We start from the raw sequence: 17,866 nt of genomic DNA, 5'->3' as shown, positions 1-17,866 counted from the left end.
ATTTGCCTGTCAACATCCTTTCACAGTGCTAGTCAATTTAAAAACTGGATTAAATAGATTAAATATTTTTCAATGTTTAGATTCCTATATTCCCTCAAAAACCTCATTTACTTGTGATACGGTTCACCGTAATACATTTAAATGAGGTTCTCTTGGATTTTTAAAATTATACTTACTCCCCTTAAAAAAAGATAACTTGTCCTTTTTCAAGTAACCAGCAAAAGTAAAATAAGGGGAGATTTTCCGGTTAAATGCAAAATGAAGCTCATTTCGGGGGTGAATAAGGGGAGTTTTTCCGCTTAAGCAAAAAAAAATCTCCCGTTTTCGAATTTTTTGAATCAATAAGCGGTATTTTTCCGTCTATTTATCGCCTCGGGTGCTTAACCTGATCGCCCAACCGATAAGTGCGGGCTCTCTTAATCCTAGATGCGGGAATCAGCAGCTACGTCAATTCTTGTGTCTTTTAATAACAAAGCACTCGAAAACGGAACCCTTTGCATGTAAATCAAAGGCTCTTATTTTTGAATCAATCCGATTAACTTTTCTAAACCATCAAGTAGTCTTGGTGAAGGTCTACAATAAAGTTCTTCTTCTAAAATAAGAATGCGCTCATCATTAAGATGCTTCAATTTTTCAAATCCTGGACGTTTTTTGATGATACTTTTTTGGACTTTATCCCTTCTAACCCCCACCCAAACAAGACAAATATAATCTGGTTGTCGTCTCAACACGTCTTCCCAATCTGTTTGGACACTTGCGAATTCTACATCTTGAAATAAATTGACTGCACCTGCTAATTCCGAAATTTCGGTAAGCCAATTTAGCTTTCCTGGCGTAAAAACCGGCCTCGGCCACCATTCCCAATATAGCTTGAGTGTACGATGATTATTCGAACCTTTCTGTTTTACCTTTGCGACTCTAGTACGAAACCGTTCGGCAGCTCGCATACCTCGTTCCGGATATCCCAGCACCTCTGCAGTGGTAATAAGGTCATGTTCTATATCCGATAGCGATTGTGGATTCAAGATAATGTGAGGAATCCCACGTTCCTTTAATTGATTAACATTCTTCTCCATTCCTGGGACACTTAAAGAAGCTAGAACCATGTCAGGGTTTAATTTTTCTACTAGATTCATATTTATCGATAAATCTGGCCCCAATTTTGGAAGACTGGCAATAGTCTCAGGCCAATCAGAAAAATCATCCACCCCGACCAATAGATGTGTCAGACCTAAATATTCTATAATTTCTGTGTTACTCGGGCATAAGGAAATAACTCGCACCGTTCCCCCTCCATCTTAATTCTATTTATATTGAAAGTTAATTCACAACTACTACCGTATCTTAATAATAAATTAAGCTTGAAAACTTATCATTAAGACATACTAATAAATTTCCTAGTGAGGTAATTACAAATGAAAAAATAACCAGCTAAAATAGCTGGTTATTTTTTTAACTTTTTCCTACTTTAACTGCTTCCACTAAATTATTTAGGAATTGATAAATTACTTGGAACGCTTCATTTAAGGTCATATCTTCCTTAAAACCTTTAACATAATTCAAAGCAAAGTTTAAATTCCATAGGCCATCATCTTGACTAAAAATCAAATCAAATTTGGCTTCATTTCCATGTAAAGTTGTATTTAGATGTTCATTTAATGTTTTATCGAATTTCTTTTGAAGCTTTAGCCCTAACATCACGTCATAGGTTCCAAACACATCATCAACCTCTAACGAAACAGCTTCTACTCTAATCGCTTCAAACCAGTTTGACTCTAGATAGATAAACTCATTCTTATTCTTTTTCAAGTAAGTGAGTGGTTGAGATAAAAAAGCCCCTGTTTCATTCTTTATCATATTTTCTGTTTCTTTATCACAACGTTCAATGTAAGCATCTGAAAAATTCACCATAAAGCATCCTCCTAATATAACTTCCCTTACTAATATTGAGTATTTTCCCCTAAAAAGCAAATATAGGATAGTCTTAAAATAAAAAAAGCGCCAGGCACTTTTGTGCTTGGCACTTAAATCCTTAATTTTCAGCTAGCTTTGCAGTTACTTTATTGCCTGCTGGCTTAGCTTCACCTGGGTCTTCTGCTTGTTTTGCACGTTTAATGAAAAGTGCAAGGACTAAAGCAAGACCAGCGATAAAGACACTTACGTAGAACGCATCATTTATCCCTTCAAGCATAGCTTTCATTTGGATGTCGTGTTGCATTTTTAATTTCATAGCCTCAGTAATCGCTGTTGTCGGCGGATTGCTAAGCATCTTGGCCTTGGCTGCCGCAACAAGTTCCGTTGCGTGTGTTTTCGCACGGGTTGTCATTACTGTTACCAATAAAGCCGTACCAATAGCACCTGAAACTTGTTGCATGGTATTATTCATCGCTGTACCATGTGGGTAAAATCTTGCCGGCAACTGGTTTAAACCATTAGTTGTAACCGGCATATTTACCATTGACATACCAAACATACGCAAAGTGTATAAAAATATTAAGTGTTTATAAGACATATCAAGAGTTAAATTACTAAGAAGATAACTTGTGATCACTGTAATCGATAAACCAATGATAGCCAGTAGTCGTCCGCCAAACTTATCAAATAATTTACCAGTAATCGGCATCATAATAGCCATTACGATTGCCCCAGGTAACAACAATAATCCAGCATCTATCGGAGATATTCCTCGAATCGTTTGAACATAAATTGGCAAAAGAAGCATCCCTGAAAACATTGCCATAGTAACAACCATGGAAATCGCTGACGATAATGCGAACATTGGGTATTTGTAGATTCTAAAATTAAGCAATGGTCTTTCTTGATTTAATTGACGTAAAATAAAGGTTACTAAGGCAATGACACCAATTGCAAGCGTGCCGTATACCTTTGGACTGTCCCATCCGTCCTTACCAGCAGAACTAAATCCATATAATATTCCACCAAACCCTACGCTAGATAAGATAACAGATAAGAAATCAAGTTTGATATCAACTTTTCCTTTTTTATCTTTAAGTAAGAAGAATCCAATTAATACGACAATAATCGCGATTGGCGTAATAAAATGGAAAAGCATTCTCCAATCATAGTGTTCAATAATCCAGCCTGATAATGTCGGTCCAATAGCTGGGGCAAACATTAATACTAATCCAAATACGCCCATCGCCATTCCACGTTTTTCAACCGGAAAGCTAGTTAACATTACGTTCATTAATAAAGGCATCATTATGGCAGAACCAGAAGCCTGAATCATCCGACCGGTTAGTAATAGCGGGAAAGCATGCGCAAATCCAGCTAAAACAGTACCGACTGTAAATAAAATCATTGCTGCTAAGAAAAGTTGACGAACAGAGAATTTTTGAATTAAAAATGCTGATAATGGAATAAGAATTCCATTTACTAACATAAATCCAGTTGTTAGCCATTGAACCGTCGAAGCTTCAATTTCTAAATCCTTCATAATGGAAGGTAGTGCGATATTTAGTAATGTGTTATTTAAGAATGCAATAAAGGCTCCAATCATTAAGACCGCAATAATCCCGTATGGAGGACGTTTAGCCTCAGCTTTTGATTGATCCATTGAATTTCCCCCTATAAACTTTTAGTTCAGTTTTTTATACCCCTGTTTCACACTTACATAATAATATACTGCGAGTTCAATTTTTGCAATTAAAAATATCTACAAATTTATGGGTTTGTAAAGAATCTATAAATAATGTACTATATTTTTATACAGTCAGTACAAATCCATTTTAGGGTGATTATATGTACAATCGGAAACAAAATGTTATTCATTCTGCCCACCAATTATTTATTGAAAAGGGTTTCCAAGCGACATCTATTCAAGACATTTTAGATTACAGCGGTATTTCAAAGGGTACATTTTATAATTATTTTTCTTCAAAGAATGAATTATTAATCGGAATCTACAAATCCATTCACAAAAAGCTGGAGAAGGAAAAAAATGACTTACTTGTCGGTCAGGATCCTTCAGATATTGAAATATTTATTAAACAGATTGAATTGCAAATGATTACAAATAGAAAAAATAAATTAATTGCTTTATTTGAAGAAGTAATGGCCTCGAATGATAATGACCTTAAACAGTTTATTCTGCGTAGTCGCTTAAATTCTCTTAACTGGTACTATAAGCGTTTTATTGAAATTTTTGGTGAGGACAAAAGACCTTATTTGTTAGATTGCGCAATAATGTTTCAGGGAATTCTCCAAATAAATGTACATTACAATCGAATGGCGTATGAAACAGGAGAAAAAGTCAATCAAGTAGTACGTTATAGTGTTAGCCGCCTAGTGAAAATGGTGGAAGATGTAGTCGAATCCAATGATCAATTGCTTCAACCAGAACTGATTGAAAAATGGCTTCCTGGCTGCCAAAAAAATGATAAGGGATTTAAAACTCAACTTCTTCAGCACTCTGTCACATTAAGAAAAACGATTGCAAAGCATATTTCTAATGAAGCAGAACAGGCTAAATTTATTGAACTGCTGGATTTTATTATTGATGAATTATTACATTCAGGTGTACCCCGCAAATTTATTACTGAAAGTGCTCTTTATACTCTTAAAGAGAATAATTATCTGGCTAAAGAACTTCCACCATTGGAAAAGTTGGTTAAAGACTACTTTAGTCAACTTGAGGATTGATACGAACGAAAACCCCTATTCTAAACGATTAGGGGTCTTCCTATGTATATGTTTATGAATGAATATACTACTGAAAAAACGCCTTCTGAATCTCCCAAATAAAATAATGTCTAGAGTATTGTCGGACTTCCACCACAGCATCTTCTCCATTTTTGGTAAAAATCAATCCAGAACCCATTTGCTCTTGAAACGACCATCCTTTTGATTTCATAAATTCTTGCACAACTAAGTAGCCATCATTACCCTTTTTTTCTGACAAGTACCTGCTTCTTTTATCTGTTTTAGAGAACTGTGCATAATTTGACTCAGAAAATTGAAGTTTGATTGCAGACACAAGGATTGGCAGTGGATTTCCTTCTTGATAAATGGCCGATCCAAATGGACTCATCACCAAACCGGAACCAAGGGCAAAAATAATCACTAAGGTAATGACTAAGTTTTTCATCTTCCCCATCTGTTAACCTCCCAAGCAATAAGCTCCTACTTTATTTGACGGCTAGAAGGCTCCATTTGTTTCAATAGACAACATTTCATTTTGATGACAAATTTTCAAAAAAATAGACTGACTCTTAGTTTTGAGTCAGCCCCTTGCTATTTAGATTATTCATTTTTTAAAAATGTGCTTGGCATGACGACCGCAATAACCTCACCACGAGCACAGAGTGTATCATTGGCATAAACCTCTGTTTCAACCTTATATTTCTTTGGGTGAATCTCGTGTACTGTTCCAACTGCCTTCAGAGGCACGCCATGGGGAGTTGGCTTAATAAAGTTTACGTTCAGTGAAGCAGTGACAAATCGAGGTGGCTCTGCTCCTTCACCCGGTTCATGACCATTCTTTCGGTGAAGGGCCAATGATGCGGTTCCCGTCCCATGACAATCGATTAACGACGCAACAATTCCGCCATAGACAAATCCCGGAAGTGCTAGATGTCTTGCCTCTGGACTAAAAATTGTTACCGTCTTCTCCCCTTGCCAACAAGTACGAAAATGGTGCCCCTCTTCATTTAATCTGCCACAGCCGTAACACCAAGCAAAATCATCTGGGTACTCATCTTGAATGGCTACTACTATATTTTTTTCCACTGTTTTCTCCCCCATTACGTTATATTTTTCTTAATAAATCACGATTTAACTCGCTTACCGAACTTTTCCCTGATAAAGCAAGGGTTAAGTCAAAATCTGCAATCAAATTACGGAGTACCTGTTTCACTCCTTCTTCTCCAGCCAAAGCTAATCCATACATATAAGGTCGACCTACCAATACCGCTTTGGCACCTAGCGCAATGGCTTTAACAATATCAGAGCCTCTTCTAATCCCACTGTCCATTAAGACTGGGATTTGGCCTCCGACAATTTCTACAATATCAGGTAATGCATCAATGGCCGGAATGGCTCCATCGACCTGCCTGCCTCCATGATTGCTCACAATGATTCCATCCACACCATGAATTAATGCCAGCTTCGCATCTTCAGGATGTAAAATACCTTTTAACAAAATTGGCAGTGAGGTTTGTCCTTTAATAAATTCTATGTCTTTCCAGCTTAAAGATGGATTTCCGAATACTTGTGCCCAAAGCCTGATGGCGGATTTCATATCCTCTTTTGGGGACTTTTCTAAGCGTGAACAAAAAACAGGATCTTCCAAATAGTTACCAATACCTTCTGCTTCTAAAAACGGCAAATATGCATGTTCAATATCTTTTTCACGCCATGCCATCATTGGGGTATCAAGTGTAATCACTATAGCACTATATCCCGCTGCCTCTGCTCTTTTTACCATACTTGCAGCAATTTCCCTGTCGCTACTCCAATACAGCTGAAACCATCTATCCCCTACACCCATTTCTGCAGAGATTTTTTCAAGACTGTATGTAGAAGCAGTACTTGCTATGAGCGGGATACCCATGCTCGCTGCGGCCCGTGCTGTTGCTAGTTCGCCTTCAGGATGGACAATCGATTGAACTCCTATTGGTGCGAGCAAAAAAGGATACTGAAGTTTTTTGCCAAACAGCTCGATACTTAGATCTCTTGATGAGGTATCACTTAACATGCGTGGGACAATATGCCACTTTTCAAATGACTTATTATTGTTCCTTGCTGTTACTTCAGCACCAGCAGATGCGGCAACGTAGTGATATGGTTTTGCCTCAAGTTGCTCTTTAGCCTTAGCCTCTAACTCTTCATATGAAACTGGAACAATATTATTCTCTATTCCTTGATAAACTTTAAATTGGACTTGATTACCGAAACCCATCGTGGTATACCCCCTTTTACAGTAAGCGTTTCCATTAACATGATATCATTCAAAAAAATAAATGGTCAATAAATAGTCAAAAAATTAGGAAAACCATAAAGTTGGTTTATTAGTTATTATTTGACTTAATTTTCTAATAATATATGATAAATTTAGTAGCTCGAAAGAATGTTAGGAGGAGACTAGATGAAAAAAACAGTAGCAAAACGGTTAACCCGCTCAGAAGTACCAGAAGATTTGACATGGAATCTGGATGACTTATTCCCCTCAGAACAGTCATGGGAAGAGGAACTAATAGCAATTGACCATGAGATAAACAAGTTTGACCAATTTAAGGGGACTTTACATACAGGTGCAAAGGCATTATTAGACTGCTTATGTGCACAGGAACAGCTTTCCATGAAAATTACAAAAGCTTGGACATATGCGAACCTTAAACAATCCGCAGATGGAACTGACCCAGTTAATCAGGAAAATTCAGCAAAATTTTCAGCATTACGAACGAAAAGTATCGCTGCTTTATCGTTCATTCATTCTGAAATTCTTGCCCTTGAGGAAGGAGTTGTCGAAAAATACATTTTAGAGGAACCTGGTCTTGATGCCTTCCGAAAAAATTTAGTGGAGCTTCTAGAAACGAAAAAACATAGACTTTCTCCTGAAACAGAGGAAGCGCTTGCTGCTTTAGGTGAACTTCAAGGAGCCCCATATCAAATCTACCAAATGACAAAATTGGCGGATATGGATTTTTCTCCGATAAAAGATGAAAGTGGTCAGGAATTGCCTGTTTCGTTTGCTTTATTTGAGAGCCGCTACGAATTCTCAGCAAATACAGAGGTTCGAAGAAAGGCCTATTACTCTTTTGTTGAAACTTTAAAAAAGTACACAAATACGATGGCTGCAACCTATGCTACAGAGGTAAAGAAGCAAGTCACTCTTGCACACTTACGGAATTACGAGTCCGTTACCCATATGTTGCTTGAGCCCCAGCAGGTAACATTGGAGATGTATAATAACCAAATAGACATTATATATAAAGAACTTGCCCCACATATGAGGCGGTTTGCCCAATTAAAACAAAAAGTTCTTGGTCTTCCGCAAATGCTTTTTTGTGATTTGAAAGCACCACTTGACCCAGACTTCGATCCAAAAACTACATATGAAGAGGCGAGCCAACTCATATTGGATTCTTTAAAGATAATGGGTCCTGAATATTCCGAAATCATGGAAAGAGGGTTTAAAGAAAGATGGGTTGACTTAGCAGATAATGTTGGCAAATCCACAGGAGCTTTTTGCTCTAGCCCGTATGGGTCTCATCCATATATCCTTATTACTTGGCAGGATAATATGCGTGGCTGCTTTACCTTAACACATGAATTTGGGCATGCAGGACATTTCTTTTTAGCCAATAAAAATCAACGAATAATGAATGTGCGCCCTTCAATGTATTTTGTAGAAGCACCATCAACTATGAACGAAATGCTATTAGGCCAGCATTTACTCAATAAATATAAAGATAAACAAATGCGCCGTTGGGTTGTTCTTCAACTGCTAGGAACCTATTATCATAATTTTGTCACCCATTTACTTGAAGCGGAATATCAACGTAGAATATACACTCTTGCTGAAGATGGAAAAGCACTAACAGCTAAAATATTAACAGAAGTAACCAAATCCGTTCTTACCGAGTTTTGGGGAGATACGGTTGTAATAGATGAAGGAGCAAGCTTAACTTGGATGCGCCAACCACACTATTACATGGGATTATATCCATACACCTATTCTGCAGGGTTAACTGCATCAACAGCTGTCGCGCAAATGATTCAAGAAGAAGGCCAGCCTGCCGTAGATAGATGGTTAGATGTACTGCGTGCAGGTGGAACAATGGAGCCACTTGAGTTGTTGAGACATGCCGGAATTGATATGTCTACACCAGAACCTATCATTAGAGCTGTGGCTTTTGTAGGTTCATTGATAGATGAATTAGAAGAATCATTTAAGTAGTTATTTAAGAAGAGGTTGCCTCAATTGCAACCTCTTCTTGTTTTACTTTTTACTTTTTACTTTTTACTCTTTATCTTTAGATCACTTCGATAAAGTAGGACTTTTTCCAATACAATTTCAACAAACCGTATGCAACGGCTCAAGTCTTTCTTCTGAGGTGAAACCTCAATTTTAAGTGTAACAGCTAAATGAGTGTGATAATAAAGCATAGTTTTAAATTCATCAACAGCCCCGCAAAAATTTAGATAGCCACTGTCACCTGTCCCGACAACTGCAGTAACAATATTCTTCACGTCTTCTGTTTTAAAAGCACGAAAAATGCCCATCATTTCATGTGGTATATTTCCATTTCCCCACGTATAGGTTCCAATCACAATAGCTTCATAGTTACTTAAATCATTGATTGGAAATTGCTCAATTCTAAAAAGTTTAACAACAACTTTCTTCCTATTGAATAACTCTTGAATCAAATGAACTAATTCTTCTGTATTCCCCGTTTTGGAAGAATACACGATAGCTATTTTCATAATTCATCAAATCCATTGGATTGGGTAACCTTTGCATAGGTCCTTGATTTCTGCTCAAAAAAATCGGACTTTGTTTCATTCATCATTTCATCACTGAAAACATGAATCCACGGCATTGGATTGCTTCTGTCCACGTAGAGATTTTGCAAACCAAGCTGACGTAGACGTTTATTAGCAAGATATTCGGTGTACTCCTCATACTGATTTATATTAATTCTATCTATATCTTGGAAAATCACACGAGCCCATTCTTTTTCTAGCTCAACAGCCTGTCCAACTGTATGATAAATATATTCAATATTTGAATCATTATTTAGTTTTGGATTCTCTGTTAAAAGGATGCGTAAAAACTGAGCCATAAAATAAGCATGTTGCATTTCATCACGTTGAATATAGCTAATCATTGTGCTTGTCTTTAACATTTTTTGCTGTCCGGCAAGATAATAAAAAAAAGCAAAGCCTGCATAAAAATAAATACCCTCCAGATTGATAGAATTCACACCTAATTCAAATAGATTTTGCGGAGTAGGATTTTCTCGAAAGCTTTCATAAGAATTTAATATGAGTTGATTTCTTTTTTGCACTATCGGATCACTTTTAGCTTGATTGAATCGGTCATTTTGCTCACTTAAAGGTACAAGAGAACTTAGAATATAGGAATATGATTCGTTATGAACCGCCTCCTGCTGTGCAATCACCGCAAATATGGCTTTCATACTTGAATCTGACACATAATCCATCACTTGGCACATCGTTGGTGTTTGCAGGCTGTCCAATGAGGCCAGTTGTGTATTAATACGCAAAAATACATCTTTCTCTGTTAAGCTAAGTTGGTCCCACTGCTTAACATCATCTTGCATAATTATTTCCTGTGCTTTCCAAAAATTTGATAATAATGTTTGATACAAATCGTACATTTGTGGGTAAGCGATATCATTCCAGTTAAGCAATCCTGAAGACTGCCCGTTAATTATTCCTGTCGTTTTATTTGGAAACTTCGGATTTAGTAGTTTAACTTTTAATAAAGGTGAATGAATGTCCATTAAGCTCTCCTCCCATTAACTATGACACGCCTCGCATTCTTCTATTTCAGCTTGTGTTGTGCTTCTTACATAATAAGTTGTCTTAAGCCCCTGCTTCCAAGATTCCAAATGAAGATTTAATAAATCTTTCGCTTTTATGTCATGTCGAACATAAAGATTGAAACTAATTGCCTGATCAATATGACGTCCACGAGCAGCATTCTGTTTGATACTCCAAACTTGATCAATTTCATGCCTTACACGACGATAATAAGTGTAAGTATGATGATTTAGGTCAGGTGCTGTCACTTTAAATTTAAAATTTTTCTTCTCTTCAGCGTATTCCACCGAATAGATAGGATCAATTCCATCTGTTGAACCACCAATTTTTGCTGTTGAAGAGTTTGGTGCAATAGCCATAAGCCACCCATTTCGAAGTCCATGAATAGCTACTTTCCTCTTTAAATCATTCCACCTATCTGTCTGGTAATTTCTACGTGTAAAATAGTCACCGGTTTGCCACTCAGAACCGCTAAACTGACTATACGCCCCTTTCTCTTTTGCTAGTTCCATTGAAGACCGAATGGTGTAAAAAGCAATGTCTTCATATAATACATCTGCAAAATGAACGGCAGCATAGGATTCCCATTGAATTCCCTTTAGTGCAAGAAGATGGTGCCAACCAAACGTGCCAAGGCCAACGGCTCTAAACTTTTTATTCGTAATCTGTGCTTGCCCCACTGAGATTGTATTTAAGTCAATGACATTGTCTAACATTCTTACCTGGATCCGTATTAGTCGTTCTAAGACATTCGCTGGTACAGCTTTTGCAAGATTAACAGAGGATAAATTACAAACAACAAAATCACCTGGTTTACGTACCATTACGATGTTTCCCTCTTCGTCCTGAAATTCGTTAACGATCGTTGTAGGTGACATATTTTGCGTAATTTCGGTACATAAGTTACTGCAATAGATTGAAGTACGACCCTTGCCTAAAAGATGTTTATTCGGATTTTTCCTGTTCACTTCATCACGGTAAAACATGTATGGAGTTCCAGTTTCTAGTTGTGAAACCATAATTCGTGCCATAATATCCATAGCTCGATATGTTTTACGTGGAAGAAGTGGGTTACTTACCGCCTCCTCATATTTCTCGGTAAAATATTTGTGATCACTTTCATCATAAAAATCTTCCAATCCAAGAAGATTACCCTTTTCATCTTTCCAGCCCATGATCTGTTTTACCTCATGTGGACAAAACGTATGCCATTCTCCAATACTTCTACCGTTATCATCTTTTTCTTCAAGTTTTTGCATAAATAAGTCCGGGATAGAAACCCCGGTAAAAATATCATGGGCTTTCCGGCGCTCATCTCCATTATTTGTTTTTAAGTCAAGGAATCCATTCATAATATCTTTATGAAATATATCCAAATATACAGCGATGGCTCCCTGCCGCTGACCTAATTGGTCAACACTTACAGCAGTATCATTTACTAACTTGATCCATGGGACAATACCGGAAGAGTTTCCTCTAAATTTCTTAATATCGGAACCTAAAGCACGAACCTTACCATAATAGATTCCAATTCCCCCACCATCTTTACTCAACCTGGCAATATCCCAATTATTTAAATAAATGCTATCGAGGGAATCATTGACTGTGTCAATAAAACATGAGGAAAGCTGACCAACGCTTTTTCCTGCATTTGCTAATGTAGGGGTTGCGACCGTCATATATAAGTTGCTTAAAGCCCAATATGCCTCTTTTACTAGACTTAAGCGAATGGACTTCTTTTCATACTTCATAAGCGTCATAGCAATAATCATGAAACGCTCTTGAGGAAGCTCATAGACGTTCCGTTCATAATCCCGTGCAAGGTAACGATCTGCAAATAGGAATAATCCTATGTAATTAAACAAGTGGTCCTGATCTTGACTGATCTCTTTTGCTATACTATGTATTTCATCTTTACTATATAGGGTTAGTAAGTCACTAGAATAGATTCCTAAATCCGTTAGTATTTTAATGAGCACATAAAATTTTCCATATTTTTTTGTGGATTCATATCCCCGATTTTTTGCTGCCTCACAATATAATTCCTGCAAATACAAGCTAGCAGCCACGAAAGTCCAATCGGGTTGATCTAGTGCTATTTGGTTAACTGCATAGAATAGTGCTTGCTTATTAACGTCTGTGTCTGTTCCTCCCAACTGATTTATATGCTTTTTAAAATCAGAAGCATCAATGTTAAATTTCTGTTCAGCTTGATTAATAGATTCCAAAACAGAATCAAGCTCTTCTTGTACCTTAATGGCCATAATTTTTCCCCCAAATTAAAAAAATCCGCTCAAGGTGAACTGAGCGGATGAAACGATAACAGTAGAGAAGACGCAAAAATTTCTGGTGTCTCCTGTCGCCACCGTTTCATCTTCTCAATCCCCGAAGAAGTTGAAACATCTTAAGAAAGACAGGTCTCCTGACTTATGCTTCTCCCTACTATGAGTCCTTCCCGTATAAGCGCCTAATCAATTAAACTCTCTTATACAGTGGTTTTCTCATTTCGTCAGCATTTACAGTTGCGGGGGCAGTTCTGGTATTTCACCAGATTCCCTTTTAAGCCTAACGGCATCTCTTCTCAAGGCAAACACAATATATAGTTTTTTATCACAAAAACATAACAACATCTTGTATAAAGCGGTTAAAATAAATACTAGTATATATTCCATAAAATATCAAGCATCTTTTTCTTTATCATTCATCTTGTTGATAAAGATTCTTTTCCAGTTCTCTTCTAATCTCTTGAGGTATTGTTTCAGATTGTTGTGTTTTGAGATTAAAATTTACATAAGTGGCTGTTCCTTTTACACAAATTCTTCCTTCCTGATGGATTTCCTCATAAAGCTGTAAACTGGAATTTCCTATCCTATTAACCCATGTAAAAACTTCTACATCCTTTCCAAAATATATTTGTTTTAAATAATCCACGTTCATATTGAGAATAATCATTTTCCAATTTTTAAAGGAAGAGTCAGGGGTAAATAATTTGAAAATTTCGTTTCTAGCGGCTTCAAACCAAATTGGTATGGTTGTATTATTGATATGACCCACCCCGTCCGTCTCAGAAACACGAGGTTCAATGACTTTTTTATACATATAGGCTTCCCCCTTCTCCATAAGTTAATTATCATTTGTTATAACTCCTTCATAAGCCTTGACGTAAATTTGCTCAATTGCTTCAATAGTAAACTCTTTTGGGCTCCTATTTAATAGCCTTTTCTGTTTAAACCCATTCTCAGCCAACCTTTTAATATCCTTCCGTTGGATGTTATATGCACTTAGTGTTGTAGGCAGACCGACATCTTGCACCAAGTCTAGTAAGCTATGAACCACTTCCTGCGCGATTTCCTTTTCACTTTTCCCCTTGCTCGTTATCGAAAATAGGTCAGCGACTGCCATGATTTTTTCCAAACAAGCCGGCCATATATAATCATAGACGTAAGGCAATAAAACAGCATTTGATTCCCCATGAGGTATTTTATATAAGCCACCAAGGGGGTAAGCTAGACCATGAACCCCCGCCACACCTGCATTAAAAAAACTTAATCCCGCCAATAAACTGGCTAATGACATTTGTTCTCTTGCTGGCCGATCTTGACCGTTCTCTACTGCCGTACGAATACTCCCAATTATCTTTCTCATTGCTTCTAGTGCTAAAATATCAGTTAGTGGAGTGGCGTTTTTTGAAGTATAAGCCTCTAAGGCGTGTGTGAAGGCATCAATGCCACTTGCAGCTGTTACTCTTGGTGGTAATGTGTAAGTTAACGATGAATCGACAATTGCATAATCAGCCAACAAATATTCGTGAGTAATAACATCTTTTGTTTCCTCTAAAGAAAAAACAGCGATATCTGTAACCTCTGCACCTGTTCCAGATGTCGTCGGAATTAAAATCTTTTGTAGCCCCTTTTTTGAAAGCTTTGTCGTTCCGCTTAAATTTAAATAGTCCTATATCCATCCTTCATTTTCTACAAGGACGGCAGCAGCCTTTGCTAAATCAAGAGCACTCCCTCCACCTACACCAATAACTAAACAAGGATTGTATTTTCTAATTTTACTTACCACTTGATTCCCTACCTCTATAGAAGGCTCCGGTACAACATTAATATCTAATTGAATTCCAATATTTAGCTCTTCAATGATGCTGAGAATGGGTTGAATCACACCTAATTCCTTTACAATTGGGTCAGATAATAAATACACTCTTTTAGCTTGTAAATCCTTTAATATATCTTTTAAGTTTGTTAACGATCCTGCCCCATGGTAAATTTTCTTTGGTGAAATAAATTGCTCCATGTTTCTCACTTCCCCTATTAATTAATGAAATCGTTTATATAGATTATTCTAAATCTTCTATCCACTTAAATCAAAGGTCAACTAATGAAAAAGGACGGCTCTAAACAGAAGAGCCATCCTTTATTGTATTATTGTACCCTCTGTATCCTATTTTGAAGTGGATAGGAAAACGATTTTGGCTGTGCGGTAATGTAATTAACTAGCGCATCTAAATCAACCGGACCAACTTCTTTATTTTGGGCTTTAGTGAATTCAGTAAAACCATCTCCCCCACCAGATAAGAAGATATTTGCTGTTACCGTATACGACTTAGCGGAATCAAGTTCTGTACCGTCCGAAAGCTTGACACTCACTATCCTGTTTCCAACAGGCTTATTAGGGTCCCAAGTATATGTTAAACCAGAAATTTGTAGGATCGCAGTTCTTGTACCCCACTGCTGGTTAAGCAAGTCACGAATTTGTTGCCCGGTCATTGTCATTTTTACCAATTCATTATTAAAAGGCTGTACCGTATATACCTCACCCCAGGTAATATCACCCGGATCAATATCAGCTCGTATACCTCCAGGGTTCATAAAGGCAAAATCTGTATTCATCGCTTTTCTTTGTGCATCGGCAATTAAATCCCCAAGAACAGATTCACCATTTTCATTTTGCTTTGCTGTTAAGTTATCAGATGTAGATCCAACTATCCGTTTAACAATTGGCTCTACCTTCGCTTCATAACCTTCAAGCATTTTCTTAATTTCAGGATCTGGCTCTATTCCTTCTTGAAAGGTTGTCACAATCTCTGCCCGCTTGGAAACAATATCCTTCGTTTTCGGATCAATTTCAATATCAACGTCTGAAAAAGCCGTCCCATAAGAATACGACTGAACTACCAGTTTATTATCAATTGTAGCATTCATATAAGCATGATTATGACCGCCAAAAATAATATCCACTTCATCGTCCACTCGATTGGCGATATCTACAAGCTGACCTGTAGGATTTTCTCCATTTGGGCCAGATGTACCTGGATTATGGGCTAGAACAACAATCGATTTTACTCCTTGTTTTTTTAATTCAGCAACATTGAGGTTAATCGCTTCTACCTCATCGGTGAATTTTAAGCCCGCTACACCACTTGGTACAACGACAGTCGGTGTCTCAGTGGTTACAACCCCGATGAAACCAATTGGCATTCCATTTACCTTAATCACGTGATAGGGAGGTAGAATAGGTTTTCCTGTTTTCTCATTGATTACATTAGCTACTATCCATGGAAATGTAGAACCAGCAAAATCCCCTGTTTTTGGATGGGGGCCACCCTTTATTAGACGAAGGAGTTCATTTAAACCTTCATCAAATTCGTGATTTCCAACAGTTCCAATATCGAATCCAAGTTTATTTAGTAGCTCAATGGTCGGTTCATCTTGTAATAATGCCGATACTGGTGGACTGGCTCCAACCATATCTCCATCCTGAACAAGAAGTGTGTTTTTATTCACCGCTTCTCTTTGTTTTAGATAAGCAGCTAAATAGTCAATGCGCCCTGCAGGCTTTCCATTTACTTTACGAGTAACATTTAATTGACCATGTAAATCATTGATTCCTAAAAGTTGAACTTGAACAAGCCGGTTGTCCGCTGCAGGTGGCTTTGCCTTTTTAGGATTTTTGGCTTCAGGACGCTCAGATTGATGTCCATGATATTCTTCGGATAGGCCTTGATCCCCTTGTGGATTTTGCCTTGCCACTTGAAGTACATCTTTTTTTGTTTTGTTTGCACCGTAATGATTCTGATTATCTAAAACTCGTGATAAAGCTTGATGCTTTTCCGTCCACCCAAATAGGGCAAGTATTACTGAGTACATAATTATTCTATAAAACCACTTCATATATTACCTCCTATTTTTTACTAAATAGCCAAATGTATTTTTTGCTTGAAAAAGGAGGAATATGTATAAAATCGTCATAAAAACCACGTATAAAATACACGTGGTTTCCTAGAACCTCATTGCTCTGCCATTCAAAAATTACGCATGAGCAAAATCGATAATATATTTTTCTATCATTCTAGCATCATCCGGATGAAACATATGCGATGAATTTCCATACCAAACCATATCTTTTCCAAGTGGTGCCTCTAGATTATTAAAAAATGTTTCCACCGGTTTCCCTTCTACATGAGCATCTTTTGTACCATGTAAAAATGCAATTCGAGTTTCTACTTTTTTTAGTTGATTTAAATTTATTTTTGCAAAATCCTCGATTAATTCTTGGGTGTATGTAAGATTATAGGCACTATAAAAGGAATGGAAAATATCCATTAAGGAATACTCAGAACTAGTAAAAAATTGTTTTAACCCTCCAATCATACCTGGATGTTTTACCGTTTCACTTTTATATACCATAGAATTATATTTAATTAGCGGTCGGCGAAATTCGGTCCATTGTTTTACTTTGAGATAGGGAGGTTGTCCTAATTCATACAGTTTCTTCAAAGTCTTTTGATCATTGGCTTGTTTTGCTTTATTTACAACCCAGTCATAACAGAGTTTATCATTATTTGTCCAATTTAAAATTTGTGAAATACCAATATAGGCATGAAGTTTTTCCGGATATCTTAAGGCCATATTTAATCCAATAATGGAGCCCCATGAATGGGCGGCCAAATATATCTTTTCTTGGTTAAAGCGACTTCTGAGTACATCTACTAATTCATTGCAATCAGTAATGTATTGCTCGACTCTCATAAATCCAGCAGGTGTATTCTTATCATAAGATTTTCCTGCACCTCGTTGATCATAAAACACAACAACAAAGTGTTTAACGAGTTCTTTAGTTGTAGTAGACACGGCATAATCTTGACCTCGAGAGACTACACCTGGAACAGGCATACACGGTCCTCCATGAATAAAAAGCAGAACTGGTTTTGTAGGATTTTCTGCCTGAATTAGTACGGTCTGTTCCACTCCGCCCAATCTTACTTTCTCAACAGAATCTATCCCGGAAGTTGCGATCCTGAACTCTCTTTTTTTAAAAAGTAACACCATTA

The 17,866-nt window shown here is 37.1% G+C and carries 14 protein-coding genes, 1 pseudogene and 1 riboswitch; of the genes and pseudogenes, 2 read left to right on the top strand and 13 right to left on the bottom strand.

What is annotated here, in order from left to right:
• Positions 1 to 515: 515 nt before the first annotated feature.
• The 3 genes from RCG25_RS12245 to RCG25_RS12235 form a co-directional block, all read right to left on the bottom strand.
• On the bottom strand, positions 516 to 1,283 hold the full coding sequence (locus RCG25_RS12245) for a cobalamin-binding protein (RefSeq protein ID WP_308083919.1): 768 nt from the start codon (positions 1,281 to 1,283) through the stop codon (positions 516 to 518).
• A 169-nt stretch (positions 1,284 to 1,452) separates the two neighbouring features.
• Positions 1,453 to 1,911 (bottom strand): branched-chain amino acid aminotransferase, encoded by a 459-nt coding sequence (locus RCG25_RS12240; RefSeq protein WP_308083918.1) that lies wholly within the window; start codon positions 1,909 to 1,911, stop codon positions 1,453 to 1,455.
• Between the two features lie 121 nt (positions 1,912 to 2,032).
• The gene (locus tag RCG25_RS12235) at positions 2,033 to 3,577 is read right to left on the bottom strand and encodes a DHA2 family efflux MFS transporter permease subunit (protein WP_308083917.1); all 1,545 of its coding nucleotides are present in this window, start codon (positions 3,575 to 3,577) and stop codon (positions 2,033 to 2,035) included.
• 185 nt (positions 3,578 to 3,762) lie between these two features.
• Between RCG25_RS12235 and RCG25_RS12230 the strand changes: the two genes are divergently transcribed.
• Positions 3,763 to 4,662, top strand: coding sequence for a TetR/AcrR family transcriptional regulator (locus tag RCG25_RS12230; RefSeq protein WP_308083916.1), 900 nt, complete (start codon positions 3,763 to 3,765; stop codon positions 4,660 to 4,662).
• Between the two features lie 67 nt (positions 4,663 to 4,729).
• Here the strand turns inward: RCG25_RS12230 and RCG25_RS12225 are convergent, their stop codons facing one another.
• The 3 genes from RCG25_RS12225 to RCG25_RS12215 form a co-directional block, all read right to left on the bottom strand.
• Entirely contained in the window at positions 4,730 to 5,116 is a 387-nt protein-coding gene (locus RCG25_RS12225) for a hypothetical protein (RefSeq protein ID WP_308083915.1), read from the bottom strand.
• Between the two features lie 146 nt (positions 5,117 to 5,262).
• Entirely contained in the window at positions 5,263 to 5,748 is a 486-nt protein-coding gene (locus tag RCG25_RS12220) for a PaaI family thioesterase (RefSeq protein ID WP_308083914.1), read from the bottom strand.
• A 19-nt stretch (positions 5,749 to 5,767) separates the two neighbouring features.
• Positions 5,768 to 6,919, bottom strand: coding sequence for a lactate 2-monooxygenase (locus RCG25_RS12215; RefSeq protein WP_308083913.1), 1,152 nt, complete (start codon positions 6,917 to 6,919; stop codon positions 5,768 to 5,770).
• A 186-nt stretch (positions 6,920 to 7,105) separates the two neighbouring features.
• Between RCG25_RS12215 and pepF the strand changes: the two genes are divergently transcribed.
• The gene (pepF, locus tag RCG25_RS12210) at positions 7,106 to 8,920 is read left to right on the top strand and encodes an oligoendopeptidase F (RefSeq protein ID WP_308083912.1); all 1,815 of its coding nucleotides are present in this window, start codon (positions 7,106 to 7,108) and stop codon (positions 8,918 to 8,920) included.
• 56 nt (positions 8,921 to 8,976) lie between these two features.
• Here the strand turns inward: pepF and RCG25_RS12205 are convergent, their stop codons facing one another.
• The 7 genes and pseudogenes from RCG25_RS12205 to RCG25_RS12175 all read right to left on the bottom strand — a co-directional run bounded on the left by RCG25_RS12205 (position 8,977) and on the right by RCG25_RS12175 (position 17,864).
• Complete coding sequence (locus RCG25_RS12205) at positions 8,977 to 9,447, bottom strand: flavodoxin domain-containing protein (protein ID WP_308083911.1); 471 nt, start codon at positions 9,445 to 9,447, stop codon at positions 8,977 to 8,979.
• Positions 9,444 to 10,490 carry a ribonucleotide-diphosphate reductase subunit beta gene (locus tag RCG25_RS12200; protein ID WP_308083910.1) on the bottom strand — a complete coding sequence of 349 codons (1,047 nt, stop codon included), beginning with the start codon at positions 10,488 to 10,490 and terminating at the stop codon, positions 9,444 to 9,446. Before RCG25_RS12200 ends, RCG25_RS12205 begins: the two co-directional genes overlap by 4 nt.
• A gap of 15 nt (positions 10,491 to 10,505) precedes the next feature.
• Entirely contained in the window at positions 10,506 to 12,794 is a 2,289-nt protein-coding gene (locus RCG25_RS12195; protein WP_308083909.1) for a ribonucleoside-diphosphate reductase subunit alpha, read from the bottom strand.
• Between the two features lie 130 nt (positions 12,795 to 12,924).
• Positions 12,925 to 13,124, bottom strand: a riboswitch (cobalamin riboswitch).
• 103 nt (positions 13,125 to 13,227) lie between these two features.
• Entirely contained in the window at positions 13,228 to 13,629 is a 402-nt protein-coding gene (locus tag RCG25_RS12190) for an acyl-CoA thioesterase (protein ID WP_308083908.1), read from the bottom strand.
• A gap of 24 nt (positions 13,630 to 13,653) precedes the next feature.
• Positions 13,654 to 14,829 (bottom strand): annotated as a pseudogene (locus RCG25_RS12185) (iron-containing alcohol dehydrogenase).
• A gap of 128 nt (positions 14,830 to 14,957) precedes the next feature.
• A complete protein-coding gene (locus tag RCG25_RS12180; protein ID WP_308083907.1) occupies positions 14,958 to 16,706 on the bottom strand; it encodes a bifunctional metallophosphatase/5'-nucleotidase in 1,749 nt (582 codons plus the stop codon).
• A gap of 138 nt (positions 16,707 to 16,844) precedes the next feature.
• On the bottom strand, positions 16,845 to 17,864 hold the full coding sequence (locus tag RCG25_RS12175) for an alpha/beta hydrolase (RefSeq protein ID WP_308083906.1): 1,020 nt from the start codon (positions 17,862 to 17,864) through the stop codon (positions 16,845 to 16,847).
• Positions 17,865 to 17,866: the final 2 nt, after the last annotated feature.

It is taken from the genome of Neobacillus sp. PS2-9 (genome assembly GCF_030915525.1).
Taxonomy (GTDB): Bacteria; Bacillota; Bacilli; order Bacillales; family Cytobacillaceae; genus Neobacillus.
The sequence above is the reverse complement of the archived record's forward strand: the minus strand, read 5'-3'. Positions and strand labels throughout refer to the sequence as shown.

Coding starts and splice junctions, on each gene's coding strand:
- RCG25_RS12235 (WP_308083917.1), bottom strand. CDS start 3,577: ATGGATCAATCAAAAGCTGAGGCTAAACGTCCTCCATACGGGATTATT.
- RCG25_RS12215 (WP_308083913.1), bottom strand. CDS start 6,919: ATGGGTTTCGGTAATCAAGTCCAATTTAAAGTTTATCAAGGAATAGAG.
- RCG25_RS12175 (WP_308083906.1), bottom strand. CDS start 17,864: ATGGTGTTACTTTTTAAAAAAAGAGAGTTCAGGATCGCAACTTCCGGG.
- RCG25_RS12225 (WP_308083915.1), bottom strand. CDS start 5,116: ATGGGGAAGATGAAAAACTTAGTCATTACCTTAGTGATTATTTTTGCC.
- RCG25_RS12195 (WP_308083909.1), bottom strand. CDS start 12,794: ATGGCCATTAAGGTACAAGAAGAGCTTGATTCTGTTTTGGAATCTATT.
- RCG25_RS12190 (WP_308083908.1), bottom strand. CDS start 13,629: ATGTATAAAAAAGTCATTGAACCTCGTGTTTCTGAGACGGACGGGGTG.
- pepF (WP_308083912.1), top strand. CDS start 7,106: ATGAAAAAAACAGTAGCAAAACGGTTAACCCGCTCAGAAGTACCAGAA.
- RCG25_RS12205 (WP_308083911.1), bottom strand. CDS start 9,447: ATGAAAATAGCTATCGTGTATTCTTCCAAAACGGGGAATACAGAAGAA.
- RCG25_RS12180 (WP_308083907.1), bottom strand. CDS start 16,706: ATGAAGTGGTTTTATAGAATAATTATGTACTCAGTAATACTTGCCCTA.
- RCG25_RS12230 (WP_308083916.1), top strand. CDS start 3,763: ATGTACAATCGGAAACAAAATGTTATTCATTCTGCCCACCAATTATTT.
- RCG25_RS12200 (WP_308083910.1), bottom strand. CDS start 10,490: ATGGACATTCATTCACCTTTATTAAAAGTTAAACTACTAAATCCGAAG.
- RCG25_RS12240 (WP_308083918.1), bottom strand. CDS start 1,911: ATGGTGAATTTTTCAGATGCTTACATTGAACGTTGTGATAAAGAAACA.